This window comes from Janthinobacterium sp. SUN033, assembly GCF_030397595.1.
GTDB lineage: Bacteria > Pseudomonadota > Gammaproteobacteria > Burkholderiales > Burkholderiaceae_D > Janthinobacterium > Janthinobacterium kumbetense.
On sequence record NZ_JAPQNV010000002.1, the window covers coordinates 933136 to 952967 of the forward strand.

18 protein-coding genes are annotated in these 19832 nt (G+C 65.5%); 1 reads left to right on the forward strand and 17 read right to left on the reverse strand.

What is annotated here, in order from left to right:
- Positions 1 to 43: 43 nt before the first annotated feature.
- The 16 genes from OX460_RS12735 to ybaK form a co-directional block, all read right to left on the reverse strand.
- A complete protein-coding gene (locus OX460_RS12735) occupies positions 44 to 1168 on the reverse strand; it encodes an acyl-CoA desaturase (RefSeq protein ID WP_289898849.1) in 1125 nt (374 codons plus the stop codon).
- Positions 1165 to 2280 carry a sterol desaturase family protein gene (locus tag OX460_RS12740; RefSeq protein ID WP_289898850.1) on the reverse strand — a complete coding sequence of 372 codons (1116 nt, stop codon included), beginning with the start codon at positions 2278 to 2280 and terminating at the stop codon, positions 1165 to 1167. The genes OX460_RS12735 and OX460_RS12740 overlap by 4 nt, the downstream gene beginning before the upstream one ends.
- Positions 2277 to 2915, reverse strand: a complete 639-nt coding sequence (locus tag OX460_RS12745; RefSeq protein WP_289898851.1) for a phosphatase PAP2 family protein — start codon at positions 2913 to 2915, stop codon at positions 2277 to 2279. The genes OX460_RS12740 and OX460_RS12745 overlap by 4 nt, the downstream gene beginning before the upstream one ends.
- Positions 2912 to 4216, reverse strand: a complete 1305-nt coding sequence (locus OX460_RS12750) for a F390 synthetase-related protein (RefSeq protein ID WP_289898852.1) — start codon at positions 4214 to 4216, stop codon at positions 2912 to 2914. Before OX460_RS12750 ends, OX460_RS12745 begins: the two co-directional genes overlap by 4 nt.
- Positions 4213 to 5043, reverse strand: a complete 831-nt coding sequence (locus tag OX460_RS12755) for an MBL fold metallo-hydrolase (protein ID WP_289898853.1) — start codon at positions 5041 to 5043, stop codon at positions 4213 to 4215. Before OX460_RS12755 ends, OX460_RS12750 begins: the two co-directional genes overlap by 4 nt.
- Positions 5036 to 6073, reverse strand: a complete 1038-nt coding sequence (locus OX460_RS12760; RefSeq protein WP_289898854.1) for an SDR family NAD(P)-dependent oxidoreductase — start codon at positions 6071 to 6073, stop codon at positions 5036 to 5038. The genes OX460_RS12755 and OX460_RS12760 overlap by 8 nt, the downstream gene beginning before the upstream one ends.
- Positions 6074 to 6083: 10 nt before the next feature.
- Complete coding sequence (locus tag OX460_RS12765; protein WP_289898855.1) at positions 6084 to 7064, reverse strand: 3-oxoacyl-[acyl-carrier-protein] synthase III C-terminal domain-containing protein; 981 nt, start codon at positions 7062 to 7064, stop codon at positions 6084 to 6086.
- A 32-nt stretch (positions 7065 to 7096) separates the two neighbouring features.
- A complete protein-coding gene (locus OX460_RS12770) occupies positions 7097 to 8005 on the reverse strand; it encodes an ion transporter (RefSeq protein WP_099666624.1) in 909 nt (302 codons plus the stop codon).
- 92 nt (positions 8006 to 8097) lie between these two features.
- A complete protein-coding gene (locus OX460_RS12775) occupies positions 8098 to 9849 on the reverse strand; it encodes a cation:proton antiporter (protein ID WP_099666623.1) in 1752 nt (583 codons plus the stop codon).
- A gap of 105 nt (positions 9850 to 9954) precedes the next feature.
- The gene (locus OX460_RS12780) at positions 9955 to 11199 is read right to left on the reverse strand and encodes a metal-dependent hydrolase (protein ID WP_289898856.1); all 1245 of its coding nucleotides are present in this window, start codon (positions 11197 to 11199) and stop codon (positions 9955 to 9957) included.
- Positions 11200 to 11260: 61 nt separating this feature from the next.
- Positions 11261 to 12922, reverse strand: coding sequence for a GDYXXLXY domain-containing protein (locus OX460_RS12785; RefSeq protein WP_289898857.1), 1662 nt, complete (start codon positions 12920 to 12922; stop codon positions 11261 to 11263).
- Positions 12919 to 13884, reverse strand: coding sequence for a DUF2157 domain-containing protein (locus OX460_RS12790; protein WP_289898858.1), 966 nt, complete (start codon positions 13882 to 13884; stop codon positions 12919 to 12921). Before OX460_RS12790 ends, OX460_RS12785 begins: the two co-directional genes overlap by 4 nt.
- Before the next feature lie 35 nt (positions 13885 to 13919).
- Positions 13920 to 14210 (reverse strand): DUF427 domain-containing protein, encoded by a 291-nt coding sequence (locus OX460_RS12795; RefSeq protein ID WP_099666619.1) that lies wholly within the window; start codon positions 14208 to 14210, stop codon positions 13920 to 13922.
- A gap of 70 nt (positions 14211 to 14280) precedes the next feature.
- Positions 14281 to 14946 carry a DsbA family oxidoreductase gene (locus OX460_RS12800; protein ID WP_289898859.1) on the reverse strand — a complete coding sequence of 222 codons (666 nt, stop codon included), beginning with the start codon at positions 14944 to 14946 and terminating at the stop codon, positions 14281 to 14283.
- A 90-nt stretch (positions 14947 to 15036) separates the two neighbouring features.
- Positions 15037 to 15681: a glycerol-3-phosphate 1-O-acyltransferase PlsY gene (gene plsY / locus OX460_RS12805; RefSeq protein WP_230539942.1), complete on the reverse strand. Its 645-nt coding sequence runs from the start codon at positions 15679 to 15681 to the stop codon at positions 15037 to 15039.
- Positions 15682 to 15786: 105 nt separating this feature from the next.
- Positions 15787 to 16278, reverse strand: a complete 492-nt coding sequence (gene ybaK, locus OX460_RS12810) for a Cys-tRNA(Pro) deacylase (protein WP_251351753.1) — start codon at positions 16276 to 16278, stop codon at positions 15787 to 15789.
- Positions 16279 to 16315: 37 nt separating this feature from the next.
- On the opposite strand from ybaK, the gene OX460_RS12815 reads away from it, so the two are divergent.
- Positions 16316 to 17278, forward strand: coding sequence for an endonuclease/exonuclease/phosphatase family protein (locus OX460_RS12815; RefSeq protein ID WP_099666615.1), 963 nt, complete (start codon positions 16316 to 16318; stop codon positions 17276 to 17278).
- Positions 17279 to 17286: 8 nt separating this feature from the next.
- Here the strand turns inward: OX460_RS12815 and OX460_RS12820 are convergent, their stop codons facing one another.
- Positions 17287 to 19818 carry an EAL domain-containing protein gene (locus tag OX460_RS12820; RefSeq protein WP_289898860.1) on the reverse strand — a complete coding sequence of 844 codons (2532 nt, stop codon included), beginning with the start codon at positions 19816 to 19818 and terminating at the stop codon, positions 17287 to 17289.
- Between the last annotated feature and the right edge of the window lie 14 nt (positions 19819 to 19832).

Below are 19832 nucleotides of genomic sequence, written 5' to 3' on the forward strand. Positions count from 1 at the left end.
CAGAAATGTAAGACGGAACGGAAACCGAGTCAAGTGCGATTCGTTACAGGTCCCTGCCGGCGGGCGGCTGGCCCATGGCGCGCAGGAATTGCTGCTGCGACGCGTGCAGCTGGCCATAACCGAGTTCGCGGTACACGAGACCGTGGCGCGGCGCCAGTTCGGCCAGGATGCGCGCCAGCGCCGGGTAGTGGCGGTGGTTCCAGGTGGGGAACAAGTGGTGCGTCAGGTGCAGATTCAAGCCACCGAGCCAGTAACCGAGCCAGCGCAGGCGGCGCGGCTGCGGCGTCCAGTCGCAAGACGTGTAAAACGTGTGCTGGTACCAGTCGTGCGGCAGCGTACCGTCCGCGCCCGGCTGGAAAAACTCGACTTCGGCCCAGTGCGTGCCCAGGATCAGCGCCACCAGCGCGCACGAGGCGATCATCTGGCCCACGAAATACGCGCCCAGCACCACGCCCCAGCCGATGCCGTGCTGCTGCAGCACCCACATGGGCAGCGCCAGCACCAGCGCCACGTGGCCCAGCTTCCAGCCCAGGAACGACAGCCAGCCGCGCCAGCCCTGCAGCCGGCTGTGCGCCGCCACGGGCGTCTTGCCGAAGCGGTCCAGCCAGTCGCCATACCAGTTCAAATAGGGCAGCGACAGGGCCGCCACCACGGGCCAGTACAGGTATTGATAGCGGTACTGCGGCGACCAGCGCTGGAACGGCGTCTGGCGCAAAAACGGATTCGGTTCCGTGTCGAGGTCATAGCCCTCCACGTTGGCATACGTGTGATGGAAATGCACGTGGCGGATGGTCCAGAAATCCGTATCCACGCCCACGGGCAAGCCCACCAGGCGGATCAGCACGCGGTTCCAGGCTCCCTGGCGAAAGACGGCGCTGTGGGCCGCATCGTGCAGGGTATTCATGGCCAGGGTCATGGCCGCGACCAGGCAAGCGACATAGCTGGCGACAAACGGCCAGGTGCTTTCGGCGCGCAGCGCCAGCGCATACAGTCCCACCGTCAGCGCGGCCAGGAACACGGTTTTCGCATGCAGGCGCGCGTCGCCGAAGCGGTGTTTTCCTTCGTCCGCCAGGTAGGCGTCGGCGCGTGCGCGCAATTCGCGGCGGAAGGCGGAATCGCGTGCGGGCCGGAAGCGCAGCGGCGGCAGCGAAGGTACAGGCTGCGTCACGCGCGCGTCCCCGCCGCTGCCGGCCACCACAGGCGGCGCGCGCCGTCGAGGCCATGCGCCAGCAGCGCGGCCAGGAAAACCATGCCCCACGCATCGCGCGCGCCATACCAGCCCAGATACAGGGCCGGCATGGCCAGCGCGATGGCGACCCAGGCGATGGCACCCCAGCGTCTCGCATCCGACAGGCCGCCCAGCGCCAGGGTGCCGCCGAAGATCAGCGCAAACAGGATGGCTTGCTGCGCGCCCGCCAGCAGCGCTTCATGGTTGACGTAATAGATCACCAGGCCAAACAGGATCACGCCGCCGGTGCCGATGAACAGCTCGGGCACGTGGAAAGTGCCGCGCGACTGCCAGTGGGGGAAACGCGCGCACAGCCATGTGAACAGTTTGCCATTGCTGGCCAACAGCGGGTTATGCGTGGGTGTCATGCCCTTCACGCCATAGCGCATTTCCACGCCCTCGAGTTCGGGCTGGAAGCTGCCGAACAGTTTGTCCCAGATCAACAGCGTGCCGCCGAAATTGCGGTTGACGTAGCGTTTATCCGTGCCGTGGTGCACGCGGTGATGCGACGGCGTGACCATGAAGCTATCGAGGATGCCGGACTTGTTCACCAGCGCATTGTGGTTGTAGAACTGCACCGTGTAATGCAGGGACGAGACGACGAGGAAGATTTCCAGCGGCACGCCCAGCACGGCCAGGATGGCGATGAAGGGGAAATTCGTCAGCGACGAATACCAGGAATTGCGCACGCCCAGCGACAGGTTGAAATGCTCGCCCTGGTGGTGCACCACGTGCACGGCCCACAGCAGGGGGATTTTGTGATGCAGCCGGTGCATCCAGTAAAAGCACAGGTCCCAGGCAAAGAAGGCGAAGACCCATTGCGCTGCCACGGGCCACTGGTCGACGACGTGCAGGTTCGCATGGCGCAGCAGCAGGGCGAACGCCGCCACTTCCACCCCGCGGAACACCCACATCAGGATATGGCCGGAGTTGAGGTTGAAGATCACGTCCTTCCACGGCACGGGGGTCTTGCGCACCCATTTGAGGATCAGCAGTTCGGCCAGCACGAAGGCCAGCATGATCAAAAACGACAGGGCAAAGGGATTCATCATGATGCGGTTTTTATGGAAACGGCGCGGCGGGCAGCCAAGGATACCTGCATTTTGGCCAGGATGCCGCCAGCGACGCCAACGGCCAGGCCGGCGGCCAGGTCGATGCTCACGTGCCGGCGCAGGGCGATGATGGCGTAGCAGATGGCCACGCCCAGCACCACGGCCAGCGCGGAACGCAGCAGGTGGCGCCTGCCGCACAAGGCCCACACGCACAGCAATGTCAGGGCGCCGTGCAGCGACGGCAGGCAGTTTTGCGTGGAGTCCGCCGCCTGCAGCAGGCGCAGCGCCTGCGTGCTCCAGGCACTGCCCTCGCCCACGGGCGGATACGCGAGCGTGGTCGGGTACAGCAGGAAGACCACGCCGCAAGCCAGCGCGGAAAGCGCCATGGCGCGCGCCAGCCAGCGTACCTTCGCCGCATCGGCCGCCAGGTAGGCGTAGGGGATCAGGATAAAGAAGGACAGGTACAGCCAGATGGCGGCATCCGTGTAGGGGATGGCGCGGTCGATGGCCGTTTCCGGCAGCAGCACGCCCTGCCCTTGCAGAAGGTCGCTGGAAAAATACACGAGGCCGACGCTGCCCCAGCCGGCCAGCAGGTGCAGCAGGCGGCCGCGTACGGTCATGGAAGAAGGATTCATGCGCTTGCGAGGCGCCGGATGCGGCGCCGTTTCATGGTGGGGTCAAAGGGAGGCAGTTCGCCGCTCACCGTCCAGGCCAGGCCGTCGACGGCCACGCCCAGGCCGCGCAGCACCGCTGCCAGGTGCGCGCGCAGGGCGGCCAGTCCTGCCTCGTCGAGCGCTGCGTGCAATTGCAGGGACGCTACGCCCGACTGCACCAGGCGGTAATCGGCGTCCGGCGGCAAGGCTTGCGCAAACGCGCGCGTCAATACGTCGGCAAACACGGCGACGGGTGCGCCGCCGTTCGCCGATGGCACGGATGGCAAGAACAGCATGTCGTCGCAGCGCCCTTCGATGCCGTCGATGGCGCGCGTGGCGCGGCCGCACGGACATGGCGTGGTGCGCGCGAGCAGGATGTCGTCGAGGCGGTAGCGCACGATGGGCTGCGTGATGCGCGTGAAGTCCGTAATCACGGGCACGAAGCGCCTCTGTTCAGCGTCCAGCCACTGCGGCTCGATGTGCACGTACTCTTCGTTCAAGTGCAGCACGCCATGCTCGCAGCTGCTGGCGAGGAAACCCTCGGTGGCCTGGTAGATTTCATGCACGGCGCCAAACGCCTGCACGATCAGCGCGCGGTCCTGCGCTTCCAGCACTTCGGCCACCGAGATGACTTTTTTCGGCGCCAGCGCCAGGCTGCCGTCGATGACGCGCAAGGCCAGCTGGCGCAGCACCTGGGCCGGCGCGACGATGACGGAAGGTTGATATTGCGCAAGCCGCGCGCACAGGCTGTCGAACGGTTCGAACAAATCGTAGAAGGCAAAGGTCAGCCACGGCGAGCGCACGGCCGTGTACAGATTGCTGTTCGCGCGCAGGAACAGCGCCACTTTTTCGCCGGAAAACAGGCCGTCGGGCAGCGCCTTGGCCAGCATCACGCCCGCCCATTGCGCCTTTTCGCGGGGGCTGACGGTAAACACGGCGCGCCGCGACGAGGTACCGGACGACAGGCCTACCGTGATGTCGCCGACGGCCGGCGTAAAGTCGCGGCTCTGCTCGGCCGCCATGGCTGCCGCCATCGCCTGCGCCAAAGTCACCCCTTGCGTATTCATGGCGTCGAAATGCTCGAGCATCAGCGCCTTGTTCATCGTCGGCCACTGCGCCAGAGGCAGATCGCGGAACGGCGCAAAGTAGGTGCTGCGCGCGCACAGCACCTCGGTGAAGCGCGCCAGTTGCTTGTGCTGGTAGGCGCCCAGCTGCGGGCGGCTTGTGAACCGCAGGCGGCGCGTGCGCCAGTACGACAATAACAGCCAGAAAAGACGCTTCACGGGCGGCCCGCCACAGGAACATAGTCCGCCGTGTCTTCATGCGTGATGCGGATGTGCGCATTGCCCGACCGGTGCAACTGGTGCAGCCGGTTCAGGGTGGCGTAGTACGGCGCGCGCTTGTGCTGGATGAGGAACGACAGTTCGGACGGTCCGCGCAGCTGCTGGAAGCTTTCCGGTACCCAGGCCGCGTCCGACGCCAGCAAGGTCCAGCCACTATCCTGCAGCACGAAGGCGCCCAGGTGGCCGATGGCATGGCCGGGCAGGTCGACGATGTAGATTTCGCCCGTGCCGCTGACGTCGCGCCCGTGCGTAAATGGCAGCAAGGCCGCCGGCAAGGCCGTCTCGGGCACGCTTTCCACGAAATCCAGGCGGTCGGCGATGTCATTCGGCAGCAGTTCGGGCACGAAGGCCTGGCGCACGGCGGCCACGCCGGACAAGCGACGCACGGCATCCCAGCCCGTTTGGGAGGCCATCAGCCGCGCGCCGGGAAAGTCGCGCAGGCCCGCGATATGGTCGGCGTGGAAGTGCGACAGCAGCAAGGTGTGGATATCGCCGGGCGCCACGCCATGCGCGCGCAACTGGCCCTGCAACGATTCACTGTCATCGAAGGAAATCGGCGTCACCCACGCATACATGCGGTACACGCCCTTCGACGTGGCGGCGCGGAAGTGCTCGGCGTAGCCCGTGTCCCACAGGTACAGGCCCGCGCGCGTTTCGATCAGGTAGGCGCGCGAGGGGAAGCAGCGGCTGGCCAGCCCGCTGCCTTTCAAGACCATGCACGAAGGATGGGTGCAGTGGCCGACCCGAAACGCGGTGATGCTAGCCATTGCGCTCCTTGCCCACCTTGTGCGCCGCCGCTTCCTGGCGCATCCACTGCGCCGTCAGGGCGATGCCTTCCTGCAGGCTGACGATGGGACGGTAGCCGAGCACCTTGCGCGCCTTGGCATTATCGAGCGTCATGTCGAAACTGAGCGCGCCGATGCTGTAGGGCGTGAGCGATGGTTCGCGGCGGGTAAAGCGCGAGGCGAACTGCATCAGGCGCGCGACCAGCGCCAGCACGCGGTAAGGCACGCTGACGATCTCGAACGGCTGCTGCAGATAATCGCAGAACAGGGTGCGCAAGATGTCGCACAGGCGCGCCGGTTCGCCATTCGTGATGTTGAAGGCGGCGCCGGAAGCGATGGTCTTGTGCACGGTGGCCAGCCACATCGCGTGCGCGACATTGTCGACATAGGTGATGTCGATGGTGGCCGCGCCGCCGTTGGGCAGGGGCAGCTTGCCGCCGCGCTCCTGCAGCACCCGCGCCAGGCGCGGGATCAAGACCTGGTCGTGCGGGCCGAAGATGGCGCGCGGGCGCAGGATCACGCACGTCATGCCGCGGTGGCGGTCGACGCAATCCTGCACCAGCTTTTCCGCCATCGCCTTGCTGCGCGCATACGCGTTGACGAAGGCATCGGGGCGGAAGGTTTCCGGCACTTCAAGGTGGTTGCGGTAGTCGAAATAGATGGCCGGGGTGGAGATGTGCACGAAGCGCGCCACGTGCAGGCTGGCGGCCGCGCGCAGCAACTGGCCCGTGGCCGTGACGTTGGCGGCGATGAAGTCGCGTTCCGGCCCCCACGGCGAGGACAGCGCGGCGCAGTGCCAGACGGTGTCCATGCCGCGCACCAGTTCATCGACCTGGCGTGGCGATGCCTGCGCCAGGTCGAGCGCGACGAATTGCGCGCCCATGCGTTCCAGTTCGCGGCCGACGGCGGCGTTGCGGCCCGTGGCGCGCACTTCCACGCCCTGCGCCAGCAGGGTGCGCACGGCATTGCGCCCCAAGCCGCCCGTCGCTCCCGTGACCAGTATCCGCCTCATCGCACCACCTTCACAGGTCAAGAATCATGCCGCCGATGGTCAGGCCCGCGGCCGTGCCCATCATCAGCAAACGCTGGCCTGCCACGGCCCGCCCCGTCATCACCGCCTCGTGCAGGGCGGTGGGCAAGGACGCGGCCACCTGGTTGCCATGCGTTTCAAAGATCTTGATGATTTTAGCATCGGGAACGTCGAGGATGCGCGCCGCATGCGCGAGCCCCAGCGGGCTGGCCTGGTGCGGCACGACCACATCGACTTTTTCCAGTCCCGCGCCCGATTCCTGCATTAGTTCCGTCAGGAAATCCGGCATCACCTTGACGGCCAGGCGGAACACGGCCTTGCCATCCATGCGGAACAGGTAGTCGCCCGGCTCGCAGCCATTGCGCGGGTTGCGCTCGGTGCCGCCGCCACGGATTTCGCAGTAGCGCCGCCCTTCCGGATACGTGCCCATCTTGTAGGCGCGGATGCCGACGCTGCCATCGCCGCGCTCGACGATGACGGCGGCGGCGCCGTCGCCAAAGATCATCGACGCTTCCGGCTCGCTCCAGTCGACGCCGCGCGAGGCGAGGTCGGACGAAACGATTGCGATGCGCCGGTAGGCGCTGCCCGCCAGCATGGACGCGGCCACGCGGAAGGCGGCCATGAAGCTGAGGCAGCTGGCGTTGACGTCGAAGCTTTGCGTGCCTGGCGGCAATCCCGCATGTTCGGCCACGAAGCAAGCCGTATTCGGCAACGCTTGCTCGGGCACGCCGTTGGCGCAGATCAACAAGTCGATGTCGGCCGGACGCAGGCTGGCATTCTTCAGCGCGTCGAGCAGGGCGGCGGCGCCCAGCTGGCTTTGCGATTCATCGGGCGCGGCGACAAAGCGCGACAGCACGCCGCTCTTGCGCAGGGTATAGCCAGCCGGATGGCCCAAAGTCAGGTCCAGGCTGGCGGAAGTCACACTCTGCGACGGCACGGCCTTGCCCGTCGCGATCAGGCGAACTGGAATCATGTTGGCCTTAACAAAGTAAATATAGTTATGAATTAATCACGTGCCAGCGGCGGCAATGCAACACCGCAGTTCTTGCAGAAACTGGCATCGTCATCGAGCCCTTCCTTCAGGCACGTGGGGCAGGTACGCGTGGTGACCAGCTTGGAACTGCGCTGCACCGTCATTTCCGCGCTGATAATGCCGGTAGGCACTGCCAAGATGCCCCAGCCGAGCAACATCATCAGGGAAGCGATGGTGCGCCCGATGTCGGTCCTCGGCGTGATATCGCCGAAACCCACGGTGGTCATGGTGCTGATGGCCCAGTAAATCGACGTGGGGATGCTGCTGTAACCGTTCTCCGGTCCTTCCACCACGTACATCACAGTACCCAACAGAAAGACCACCATCATGACAAAAGACAAGAAAATGAGGATTTTGCGCCGGCTGGCCAGCAAGGCCCGCCCCAGCACCGTGTATTCATGCACATACGACGTGAGCTTGAGGATACGGAACATGCGCAGCAGGCGCAAAATGCGCACGTCGATCAGCACATGCGCGCCCGGCAGCAGCAAGCCGATGTAGGTCGGCACGATGGCCAGCAAATCGATAATGCCGAAAAAACTCTTGGCATAGCGCACCGGATGCTGCAGGCAAGACAGGCGGGCGAAATATTCGATGGTAAATAAAATGGTGAAAAACCATTCCAGCGCCGTCAGCCAGGTGCCATAGCGCTCGGCCACGGAGGCGACACTGCTGAGCACGACCACCGTCACGCTGATCAGGATGGCGGCGATCAGCAGCAAATCGAAGGCGCGGCCCGTGCGCGTTTCCGCCTCGAAAATGACGGTGTACACCTGCTCGCGCCAGCCCCGCTCGGGCTTGCCATATTTCTGCTGCGTTTCCTGCGCCGCCAGTTGCTGCGGCGTCAAGGGCGCCGCTCCGCTCTTCGTCGCGGCTTTCATGTGGGTAATGTGCTCATATACTATTATTGTATAGATAATTGACAAAGCACGGCGACACGCACGGTTGCGCTACAGGTTTCACTACAACAACACTACGACAGCTTTTTCGCCAGCAGCACGGCATTGCGCCGGTCGCGCTCGGCTTGCACGATGTCCGCCGTGCGCGCTTCCGACAGGCCCACCGTGTGCAGCACGGTGGCCGTCAGCTGCAGCGCCGATTCCAGCGCCTCGGGCACGACCAGGGTGGCGCCCGCCTGTATCAGGGCCACGGCATGCGCCTCGTCGCGCGCCCGCGCATACACGGGCAGCTGCGGATATTCGCGGCGGATCGATTTCACGGCATGCAGCACGGACGCCGCATGGTCCATCGTCAGCACCACGGCGGCAGCCCGGTCCGCATTGACCTTTTGCAACAATTCCGCGCGCGACGCATCGCCGAAATACACGGGGAAGCCGCGCGGATGCAGGGTCGTCACCAGGCGCGCATCGTTTTCAATCGCCACATACGCGATATCCTGCTCCGTCAGCACCTTGGCCAGCAACTGCCCCACCCGGCCAAACCCGGCGATGATGACGGTGCTGCCCTGCGGCGGCGGCGCGCCGTGCGCCAGGTCGGCCAGCTGATGGTGGTGGCGCTGCTCCCACCAGTTGCCGAAAGCGCGCGCCGCCTTGGCCAGCGCCGGCGTGGCAAACAGGCTCAGGCCCACCACGAGCATGACGAACTGCGCCACCTGCGGGCCGATCAGCTTGGTACCCAGCGCATACGCGACGACGATGAAGGCAAATTCGCCGCCCTGCCCCAGCAGCACGCCCGTTTCCACGGCACGCCCCCAGTGGAAGCCGCCGATGCGGAAAATCACGCTGATGACCAGGGTTTTCAGCGCGAACAGGCTCAGCACGGCCAACGGTATCAAGACCGGCGACTTGAGGATTTCGCGCACGTCGATCTGCATGCCCACGGACATGAAGAACAAGCCCATCAGCAAACCCTTGAAGGGCTCGATCGTCACTTCCACTTCGTGGCGAAATTCCGTTTCCGCCAGCAGCAGGCCGGCCAGCAAGGCGCCCAGCGCCATCGACAGGCCCGCCAGGTAGGTCAAGCCCGCGATGCCCAGGGTGCTGAGCAGGGTCAAGGCCATGAACACGTCGGGCTGGCGTTTCTTGACGAAAAACTGGAACAGCGGACGAATCACGCGGCGCCCCAGCAGATAGATCAGCAGGATGGCGCCGGCCGATTTCACGGCCGCAAAGCTGAGCAGATACGCGAGGTCGTCGCTGCGCCCGCTGGCGAACACGTCGATCAGGATGAACAGCGGCACCACCATCAAATCCTGGAACATCAAAATGGAAAAACCCGCCTGGCCGGCCGGCGTCTGCAGCGAGCGCTGGTCGGTCAGCAATTGCATCACGACGGCCGTGGACGACAGCGACAACACCAGGCCCAGCACGATGGACGCTTCCAGCGACAGGCCAAAGTAATACGCGACGCCGCCGATCAGGCAGGCACTGACGGCCACCTGCCCCACGCCCGCGCCAAATACCCAGCGCCGCAGCGCCCACAGCCGTTCCGTCGACAGTTCCAGGCCGATCATAAACATCAGAAACATCACGCCCAGCTCGGCCAGGCCGCTGACCTGCTCGGCACGCACGAACGAGAAATACGTCAGCCACGTGAAGTCGCCCGCCCACAGGCCGAAGCCGAACGGGCCGAACAGGGCGCCCACGGCCAGGAAACCGAGGACCTGGTTGACCTTCAGGCGTTGCAATAACGGAATAAAAATCCCGGCCAGGGCGAGAAACAGCAGGGTTTCCCGCAAATACGGTAAGGCGTGTTGCTCTTCCAAAATAATCCTAACTAAATATCATTCATGCTGAATTGGTCGTGTCGCATGCGCGGCCATGGCGAAGTAAGTGCACACACGATATTTTGCCACAAGGCAACAAATTCGCTACGGACGTACCGCTTGCGGCGGCGCCAGCATGTCCGCGCGGGGGCGGCCCCAGCCCGGCACGTAGGCGGGACACGGCCGGTTGCGGAACTGCTGCAGTTCGACGGTCGTGAAATTGGGCAGCATGCCGGGGTTGAAGCGCACGTCCGTCAGCTTGTCCGCATTCAACCTGGGCATGCGGGCAAAGCGGAACCAGGCGTCGACATAGCAATTGTCTTCCTGCAAGGCACGCAAGGCGGCCAGGCTGCCCTCCGCCTTGGCCGACACGGCGATGCCGGGCGCCAGTTGCTGGCCTTGCTTACCCGTTTCCACCAGGCCGGCAGGGCAGGCAGCGGGCGCCAGCGCATCAGGCAGCAGGCTCAGGGTGCCGCGCCGCAGGGTGTACACGTCCGTCTTGCTGTCGAGCGAGACATAGATCCAGCACAGCGGGTTGCTGGGAAACGCCGTCATCGCCACATCCCACACGCGCGTGCCGGGATCGAGGCGCTGCACGGCCGCCTCGATGCGCGCACGGCCGAGGGCCGACGCCACGCCCTGCGTGCCGATGAACGTGGCGGCCAGCGCGAAGGCCAGCAGCAGCGGTCCGCGCCCCCGCTCGCCGGCCCGCCCCTGCAGCACGGCCAGGACCACGCCCAGCCCCAGCAGGATGAGCAGCGAAGCGGGCGCCAGATAGGTTTTATAGGTGAAGAAACACAGGGCCGCCGTCAACCCCGCCAGCAGCACGCTTTTGACGATGCCGTAGTGCAAGGACATGATCACGGGCACGCCCAGCAGCACCCAGAACATGGGCTCGACGATGAAGACCATGTCGCCATACAGCCAGCGGCTGTCAAACGGATAGAACGGGTGCAAGCCATAGGAATTGAGGAAATCCATGCCCATGTGCAAGCAAAAGCCCAGCAGCAGGCAAGCGGCCAGGCCGATGCGGGCGGGTACGCTGCTTTTCAGCAGCCGGCGCGCGCCGGGCCACAGCAGCCACAGCAAGGCCAGCAACAGCAGCGCCTGCGGCAAGGCCAGCAGCAAGGTGTGCGTGTGGCCGCGGTGGTGCAACATGTAGCCGAACGGGCGCGGCAACAGCCTGGTCAGCACCAGGTCGAGGTCGGGCGCGTTGCTGGCAAACCATGCCGAAAATAAAAACAGCGCGCGCCGGGTGCGCTGTGCGGGGGCCTGCGGCTCGGGCGGCAGGCTGCGGTGTACCAGTTCGCCGACCCCGAGGCCGATGACCGAATGCGTAATATTATCCATAGGGCAATTTTACAGGATGCCCGCCCTGGCGTGCTCTTGCACGACTGCCTGCGCGACAAAGCTACAGCTTCTCCAGCTCCGGGCCACGCATGCCCACCAGCAAGGCGCGGCCGTCGGGCAGCACGCGGAATTCGCCATAGCGGGCCTTTTCCCAGCGCGCCGCGTCGCCTTCCTTGAAGAACCAGGCATCGCTGACGAGCACCCAGTTCCCATCCTTCGGCGTCAGTTCGAGCAGGAATTCGCCGGGCGCCAGCGCCTCTTGGGTGTACGGGCGCAGCAATTCCGCCACGCCGCGCGCATCGCGCATCGCCACCACAAGGGGCCGGCCAGGCGTCCTGTCCACGCTGGCCAGGGTGGACAGGACGCCCAGGTTGACGAAATTGAGGCGCATGTAGTCGCCCTGCATCAGCGAACGGGGATCGACGGGTTCCAGCGCCACAAAGATCGCTTGCCCTTTGGCAATCAGCTGCTCTTTTTGCCAAATGCCGCCATTGGCGACCAGCAACACCAGCAGCAAGCCCCCCAGCACGCCCAGGCGCGCGGCGCGGTGCTCAAGCACCACGCCCGCCGGCTTGCTTTCCACCAGGTGCAGCACGGCGCTCCGCGTGGCCAGCCACGACAGGGCGCACAGCAGCGCGCCGGCCATGGCCAGCAGCGCCGCCTTGCTGGCCAGCGGCCAGGCCAGCTGATAATAAAAGCTGCCGAGTATCCACGCCGCCGCCAGCGCGGCCGCCACGGCCACGCGCGAACGCCCGCTCGTCAAACAATACGCAAGGATCAGCAGCACGGGCCCCAGCGCCGGCATGAACCACGCCAGCACGATCAGCACCAGCGCCACGCCGATGGCGGGCAACTGGCGCAGCGCCGGCCAGCGCCATCCCGCCCAGGCGGCCGCCGCCGTTGCCAGCACGAGGGACACCCCATTCAACACTTGCGCATACCAGGCAACGGCCTGGTGCCGGGTCGCTTCGCGCGCCACGTCGCCGACAATACCGCCGCCCAGCGCGCCGCCCAGCATGAAGGTCATGCCGGACCAGAAGACCAGCCCCAGCAAGATTGCCAGGACCCACCCCGTCGACAGCGATTCCAGAAAGGCAGCGATGGACGCGCCGCGGCCATCGTTGAACGCCTGCTTTTGCAGCCAGTGGGCGCCCAGCCAGAGTGCCAGGGCCAGCATCCAGGCGCTGTACAGCTGCGTGGGGTCGTTCTCGAAAATCCAGTCGCGCGTGCTATCGATGATGCCCAGCCCCAGCAAGCCGCAGGCGACCAGTCCCAGCAGCACGCGCAGCCAGTCGCGCGGCAGGGCGGCGGCCGTCAGCAGGCACGCCAGGCACATCAGCAGCGACGCCGTCTGCGTGGCGTAGTCGCGGAACAGGGCATAGCCGAGCAGGCTGCCGCCCACCAGCAGGCATGGCACGGCCAGTTGCTCGACAAACAACGCCACGCCGCGCGTGCGGATCAGCAGCACGGCCACCACCAGCACGATGGCGGCCACGACATACGCGCCGGGGCCGTGGCGCACGACGCTTTCCAGGCCCGCGCCCAGCGCCAGGACCAGGGGGATGGCGGCCAGCCAGGCGCCGAGGGCCGTCATCAGCACCAGCGGCCACGGCCGCACATCCTGCACGGGACGGGCGGCGCCGGACGGCAACAGGCCGGCGCGCGTGGCGTCGTCGATCAGGGTGGCGAGCGCATCGGCTCGCTGACTATTGATATGGCTCATGCCGCCTCCCGGCGCGTGCGCCACAAAATGCCTTGCACGGTGAGCGCCAGCAGCACGGCCGCGAACAAGCCCAGCATCACCAGCCTGCCGATGCCATCGCCATTGCCGCCGCCATGGAACAGCACGTGCCCCAGTCCCCACACCAGCAAGGTGTTCAGGCCCAGCGCGACGGCGCTCAGGCCGAACACGTCAAAGAACTGGCGCGTGGCCAGCAGGACGCCGGCGACGGCCAGCAAGCCGAGACCGGCCCAGTACGGCGATTCGATCTCGCTGCCGAACAGGGCGCTGACGGCCGTGCCCGTGATGAGGAAGGTGGCCAGCACCAGGCCCAGACGCAAGGCCCAGTTGCCCGCGCCCGTCCAGCGCGCCAGCAGGGGCGAGACGAACGCACAGCCAGCCAGCACGGCCAGCCAGCCGCCGATGAAAATGGGCAGATCGGCCGAATCGACGCGCCAGCTGTTGTGCGCATGCGCCTGCATCCACAGGGTGGCGGCCGTCGACAGTATCAGCATCCACGGCGTCCACAGCACGTCGCTGCGCGCCACCAGACACAGGGGCAAGGCCAGCGCGGCCCACAGGGCGAACAGCTGCCACGGATCGGCGCCCGTCTGGTACGTTTGGCCGAAATACGCGAACAGGCCGCCGATGGCCAGCAAGGCCAGCAGCAGCAAGGGCACGCGCGCTTTCGGCACGGCAAACGCGCCCACGCAGGCGGCGGCCAGCACGCCTTGCAGCAGGGCAAAGCGGCCCATGCGGCCCAGGTCTTCCCAGTTGGCGGCCACCCAGCAGATCAAGCCCATGCCCAGCAGCACGGCGCCCAGCACGGCCACGCCACGCGGCAGCCAGTAGGCCAGGCGCGCCGGTTCGCGCTGGAAGCCGGCCACTTCCTGCAACTGCCGGGTTTGTTGGGCATCGAGCGCATAGTCCGAGGCGAGTTGGTACACGGCGAGGCGTAAATCCATCGTCTGCTTTCAGGTTGATTGGTCGTAAGAAAGCGTCAGCGCTCGACGCTGACGCCGCGCCAGAAGGCGACGTGGCCGGCAATTTGCTTGGCGGCATCCTTGGGCTGGGGGTAATACCAGGCCGCGTTGGCATTGACGGCGCCATCGACGACGAGGTCGTAATAGCTGGCCGTGCCCTTCCATGGGCAGATGCTCGTGTGGCTGCTGGGACGCAGGTATTCCTGCGTCACGGTAGCTAAAGGAAAATATACATTGTTTTCAACGACTTGCACCTGCGCATCGGTGGCTTGCGCGATGACGGCGCCATTCCAGCTGGCTGTTGGCATTTGACTATCCTCCTTCTGCGCCGAGTGTAGCGCAAAAAGTCCGCCATGGCGCGCGCCATTGGCGCCCCGCTCAAGCGCCGGCGATGATCTGGCGCAAGGCTTGTTCGAACACTTCGGGAGGTTGGCCGCCGGAAATCAGGTGACGCTCGTTGATGATGACGGCGGGCACCGAATTGATGCCGTTCTGCTGGTAGAACTGTTCCTGCGCGCGCACCTCGTCCGCATACGCGCCGGAGGCCAGCACCTCGGCCGCTTTCACGCCATCGAGCCCCACCTTGCCGGCCACGGCCAGCAGCACCGCGTGCGAGGACGGATCCTGTCCCTGCGTGAAATACGCATCGAACAGCGCCATTTTCAATGCCTTCTGGCGCCCTTCCAGTCCGGCCCAGTGCAGCAGACGGTGCGCGTCAAACGTGTTGTAGATGCGGCCGCGCTTGTCCATGGCAAAGGTAAAGCCCAGCTGTTCGCCGCGCGCGCGGATGGCTTCGCGCGACTGCGCCATCTGTTCCGGGGTGGAGCCGTATTTGCGGGCGATGTGTTCGCCGACATCCTCGCCTTCGGGCGGCATGTTGGCGTTCAGCTCGAAGGGCTGGAAGTGGATGTCGGCCTGGACGGTGCCTTGCAGCGTGTCCAGCGCTTGCTCCAGCGATTTCAGGCCGACCACGCACCAGGGGCAGGAAACGTCGGAAACGAAATCGATACGGATGGGGGTAGGTGTGGCGGGAGTGGAACTCATGGTGGGCAGCCTTTGCGCGAGTCGGTGGCGGCCGCACCGCGCGGCGCCGCAAGCACAGCATATGCGTGCGGCCCGCGGGAAATCAAGCGCTTACTTTTTCTTGGCGGGCGCCTTGGCCCCATCCTTTTTGCCGCCGATCTTGCTTTCCTTGCCAGAGAGCAAGTTCGCGATGTTCTGGCTGTGGCGGTAAGCGAGCAGCACGCTCATGACGATGACGGCCAGCAAGATGGGATCGACGCCGAACAGCAAGCCATAGTAAAACGGCGCAAACAGGGCCGCCACCAGGGCTGCCAGCGAGGAATAGCGGAAGGCATAGGCAATGATCAGCCAGGTGGCCAGGGTCGCCAGGCCCAGCCAGGGATTGATGCCCAGCAACACGCCGAGGGCCGTGGCCACGCCCTTGCCGCCGACGAAGCGGAAGAACACGGGCCACAAATGGCCGAGGAAGACGGCGATGGCGACCAGGGCCACGGCCGTGTCGCCCACGCCCAGCGCGCTGGCAAAATGGTCGGCCAGGAACACGGCCAGCCAGCCCTTGGCGCCATCGCCCAGCAGGGTCATGATGGCGGCGCCCTTGTTGCCGCTACGCAGCACGTTGGTGGCGCCCGGATTTTTCGAGCCATAGGTGCGCGGATCGGCAATGCCATAGACCTTGCTCATCACCACGGCAAACGATATCGAGCCGAGCAAGTAAGCGGCCACTGTCATTGCCACGGTTGTGATTACTGGATTCATTTCTTCCCTTTATTGTGTTTATTGCACCAGCATCGAGGCTGGCGCAGCAGAATATACACCAGCGCCCCGTCCAGGGACAGGGCGGAGCCCCGCTTTCTTGCTCTCTTAATCCTGCAAGGCGCACTGCACCGGTTTGGCTTGCAACAAATCAACGAGCACCTGCGGCGCCAGCGAGACGAGGAAACCGCGCCGCCCGCCATTGATATAGATGCGCTCGAGCGCCAGGATGGATTGCTCCACGTACACGGGCATGGCCTTCTTCGTGCCGAAGGGCGAGGTGCCGCCGATCATGTAGCCGGAATGGCGCTGCGCCACTTCGGGCTTGCACGGCTCGACGGACTTGCAGCCGATGCCACGCGCCAGATTCTTGGTCGACACCTTGCAATCGCCATGCATGAGCACGATCATCGGCTTGGCCGCCTCGTCCTGCATCACCAGGGTCTTGATCACCGCGTGTTCGGGCACGTTCAATTCGCGCGCCGAGACGCTGGTGCCGCCGTGCTCCTCGTAAGGATACGGATGTTCTTCGAAGGAAACTTGATGCTTGCGCAGCAACTGCGTCGCCTGGGTTTCGGAAATATGCTCTTTTTTAGCCATGCGTGATACGCTGATCGTTCAGTGAGGAGTGCTAATTATGCAGGAAGAAATCCGCTTTGCCACATTCAATGTCTGCAACCTTGCCCCCGCCGGGGCGAAATTGTATGACAACCTGGAACCGTTGAGCCCGGCGCAATACGAAGCCAAGGCGGAATGGACGGCGCGGCAAATCGACCTGCTCGACGCCGACGTGATCGGTTTCCAGGAAATTTTCTCGCAAGCGGCCCTGCGCGACGTGCTGTCGCGCACGCGCCATTACCGCGCAGCCACCCTGGCCGGCTACGATGCCATCGATGCCGCCGGACGCATGCTGCCCACGGTGGCGCTCGTGTCGCGGCTGCCGCTGGCCGGCGCCGGTGTTGCCTGGGCAAATTTCCCCGCCGGCGTGAGCGTGCCTGCCGAAGACGATGCTGGCCGCTTCGCCCGCGCGCCGCTGCATGTCCAGGTCATCTTGCCTGGCGGACAACTCACGGACGTGGTCGTGGTGCATTTGAAATCGCGCCGCCCCGACTACCGCCATGGCGACGGCAACGATGCCACCGCCTACGCGCTGGCCAACCTGCGCTCGCTGCAGCGGCGCGGCGCGGAAGCCGTGGCCCTGCGCGTGCTGGCAAGCGAACTGGGCCACAGCGGCCGTCCCCGCATCGTGCTGGGCGACTTCAACGACATCGCCAATGCCGTCACCACGGCCATCGTCATGGGGGCGGGCGCGCCGTGCGAAGCGGGTGCCGAGATGCGCGAACGCCTGTACGACGCCAACGCCATCCAGCAGCGCCAGGACGCCCTGCGCCACGTGGGCTACACGAATATCCACGACAGCGCCTACATGACGATCGACCACATCCTCGTTTCCGAACATTTTCATCCAGCCTCGCCGCGCGCCATCGGCGTGCTGCAGGAAGTGACTTATCTCAACGACCATCTGCTGCTGGGCTTGCGGCACGCCTCCGACCATGGCCAGGTGCTGGCACGCATCAAGCTGCTGGGAAATATTGACTAACTCAGCTGCTAATTAAGCAACTTCGCCAGCGCGCTGCCCTCCACTTGCGCGCTGGCATAGCGCCCCTGGTATTGCTGGCAGCCCTGCCCCCGCAGATACGCCAGTTGCTGCGCCGTCTCCACGCCTTCGGCGATCACCGTCAATTGCAGCTCGCGCGCCATGGCGATGATGGTGGCGGCCACGGCCGTGTCGGACTCGCCCGCCGCGCCGTCCGCCGCGGCGGGCAGGAACGAGGGGTCGATCTTGAGTTTATCCACCGGGTAATGGCGCAGATTGGCCAGGCGCGAATAGCCGGTGCCGAAGTCGTCGATGGCCAGCCTGGCGCCCAGCGCGCGCAGTTGCGCCAGCACGCCGGCCAGGCGCGCACCGCCCTTCATCAGCAAGGACTCCGTCACTTCCAGTTCCAGGCAGCCGGCAGGCAAGCCCGACACGGCCAGCGCCTCTTGCACGCTTAGCAACAAGTTATTGTGCAGGCATTGCGCCGGCGACAGATTCACGGCCACGCGCCAGGCATGGCCCGCGTCGTGCCAGGCACGCGCGCGCAGGCAGGCGTGGCGCAGCACCCAGTTGCCTATCGACACCATCAAGCCGCATTCCTCGGCCACGGCGATGAAGCGCTCGGGCGGCAGCACGCCCAGTTGCGGGTGGCGCCAGCGCAACAGCGCTTCGGCGCCGACGATCTGCCCGCTGGCGACATCGAGCGCAGGCTGGAATTCCAGCACGAATTCCTCGCGACCCAGCGCCTCGCGCAAGCCTTGCTCCAGGCTGGCCCGCTCGACGATCTGCGCATTCATCTCGGCATTGAAAAACTGGAAATTGTTACGCCCGCTTTCCTTGGCGTGATACATGGCGATGTCGGCGTTATGCACGAGGCTATCGATGCTGTCGCCATCGCTGGGAAAGATGGCCACGCCGATCGAGGTGGACACATGCAATTCGTATTCGCCCAGCTGATAGGGCTGCGTGACGGCATGCAGCAAGCTGGACGCCACGTGGGCCACCTGGTCGATGCCGCCCACCTCGGCCAGGATGATGACAAACTCGTCGCCGCCATGCCGGCTGACCGTATCGACGCCGCGCACGCAGCGCACCAGGCGCCGCGCCACTTCCTTGAGCAGCAAGTCGCCCACGTGGTGGCCCATGCTGTCGTTGATGTGCTTGAAGTGGTCGAGGTCCAGGTACAAAATGGCCAGCATGCTCAGCTTGCGCCGCGCGGCCGCCAGCGCCAGCGACAGCCGGTCCAGCAACAGCACCCGGTTCGGCAGGTCGGTGAGGAAATCGTGCTCGGCCAGGTGGCGCGTGTGCTCCTCGTTTTTCTTGCGCTCGCTGATATCGCTGAGGATGGCCAGATAATTGCTCAATTGCCCCTGCGAATCGCGGATGGCCGTCAGCGACAGCCAGGCCGGGTAGCGCCCGCCCGCCTTGCGCTGGCCCACGATATCGCCTTGCCAATATCCGTTGTCCCCGACTTCGTCCCACACGTGGTCGAAAAACGCCGGCGCGTCCGGCTCCGCGCCGTGCAGGACGAAGGGCTTGCCCAGCATGTCGTCCAGGCTGTAGCCGCTGATCTCGCTGTACGCGGGATTCATGCTGACCACGCGCTGCTGCGGATCGAGCACGACGATGGCTTCGCGCGCATGCTCGACCACCTGCGCCGACAGGTACAGGGCGCGCTCGGCAAGTTTGCGCGAGGAAATATCCCGGATCACGGCGTAAAACAGATAGGTGTGGTCGAGCGTGACGGAAGTGAGCAGCACTTCGCCCCAGAACAGCTCGCCCGCGCAGGTCTGGTAGCGCCAGTCGTAGCGGCAATTGCCGTCCGCGTGGGCCTGCCCCGCCAGTTGCGTGCCGCGCAACGCTGACAATTCGCCATCGGGCTGGCGCAAGGGCGAAAAATCGCTGAGGCGGCGCCCCAGCAGCCGTGGCCGGTCCTCGCATTGAAACAGGACGATGGCGGCCGGATTGGCGTCGGCGATATGCTCGTCACGCAGCAGCAGGATGGCATCGGCGGATTTCTCGTACAACTGGCGGAAATTGTCGCCCATCAGCAACAAGGCGCCCTGCGCGGCGCCATCCTGGCCGCTGGCCGTGATGTCGACGTCGATGCAGACCACTTGCCGCACTCGCCCGGACTGGATGACAGGAAACACGGTGGAACAGATGCAACGCGGCGCGGCCCCATCGGCGCCGAGCTTCCACAGGCGCGTGCTGCGCGCCTTGCCGCTGTCCCACACGGCCGCCAGTTCGCCGGCAACCTCCTCGGCCAGGGTGGCATCCGGCAGCGAGGCGGCCACCCTGGCCCACGGCTGGCCCAGCGCCAGCTCGGCCGTGACGCCATACAGGCGCGCCGCACCCAAGCTCCAGTAGCGCACGATGCCATCGCGGTCGATGCCGCGCACGGCCAGGCCCGGTGCCTGCTCGACGGCGGCAACGATGATGGCCAGCAGATCGAGCGCCTTGCCGGCCGCTCCCGCCTGCGGTTCGGCAGCGGCCAGCAAACGGCCCGGCGACGGGGCGGCCCCGGCAATCCGTTCAGACATCAGCCCCCCGTGGC

Bases quoted from the DNA above. Each gene is read 5' to 3' on its own strand.
- OX460_RS12815 (WP_099666615.1), top strand. From the start codon at position 16,316: ATGCAGGAAGAAATCCGCTTTGCCACATTCAATGTCTGCAACCTTGCC.
- OX460_RS12765 (WP_289898855.1), bottom strand. From the start codon at position 7,064: ATGATTCCAGTTCGCCTGATCGCGACGGGCAAGGCCGTGCCGTCGCAG.
- OX460_RS12740 (WP_289898850.1), bottom strand. From the start codon at position 2,280: ATGATGAATCCCTTTGCCCTGTCGTTTTTGATCATGCTGGCCTTCGTG.
- OX460_RS12755 (WP_289898853.1), bottom strand. From the start codon at position 5,043: ATGGCTAGCATCACCGCGTTTCGGGTCGGCCACTGCACCCATCCTTCG.
- OX460_RS12785 (WP_289898857.1), bottom strand. From the start codon at position 12,922: ATGAGCCATATCAATAGTCAGCGAGCCGATGCGCTCGCCACCCTGATC.
- plsY (WP_230539942.1), bottom strand. From the start codon at position 15,681: ATGAATCCAGTAATCACAACCGTGGCAATGACAGTGGCCGCTTACTTG.
- OX460_RS12795 (WP_099666619.1), bottom strand. From the start codon at position 14,210: ATGCCAACAGCCAGCTGGAATGGCGCCGTCATCGCGCAAGCCACCGAT.
- OX460_RS12780 (WP_289898856.1), bottom strand. From the start codon at position 11,199: ATGGATAATATTACGCATTCGGTCATCGGCCTCGGGGTCGGCGAACTG.
- ybaK (WP_251351753.1), bottom strand. From the start codon at position 16,278: ATGGCTAAAAAAGAGCATATTTCCGAAACCCAGGCGACGCAGTTGCTG.
- OX460_RS12745 (WP_289898851.1), bottom strand. From the start codon at position 2,915: ATGAATCCTTCTTCCATGACCGTACGCGGCCGCCTGCTGCACCTGCTG.
- OX460_RS12790 (WP_289898858.1), bottom strand. From the start codon at position 13,884: ATGGATTTACGCCTCGCCGTGTACCAACTCGCCTCGGACTATGCGCTC.
- OX460_RS12800 (WP_289898859.1), bottom strand. From the start codon at position 14,946: ATGAGTTCCACTCCCGCCACACCTACCCCCATCCGTATCGATTTCGTT.
- OX460_RS12760 (WP_289898854.1), bottom strand. From the start codon at position 6,073: ATGAGGCGGATACTGGTCACGGGAGCGACGGGCGGCTTGGGGCGCAAT.
- OX460_RS12820 (WP_289898860.1), bottom strand. From the start codon at position 19,818: ATGTCTGAACGGATTGCCGGGGCCGCCCCGTCGCCGGGCCGTTTGCTG.
- OX460_RS12770 (WP_099666624.1), bottom strand. From the start codon at position 8,005: ATGAAAGCCGCGACGAAGAGCGGAGCGGCGCCCTTGACGCCGCAGCAA.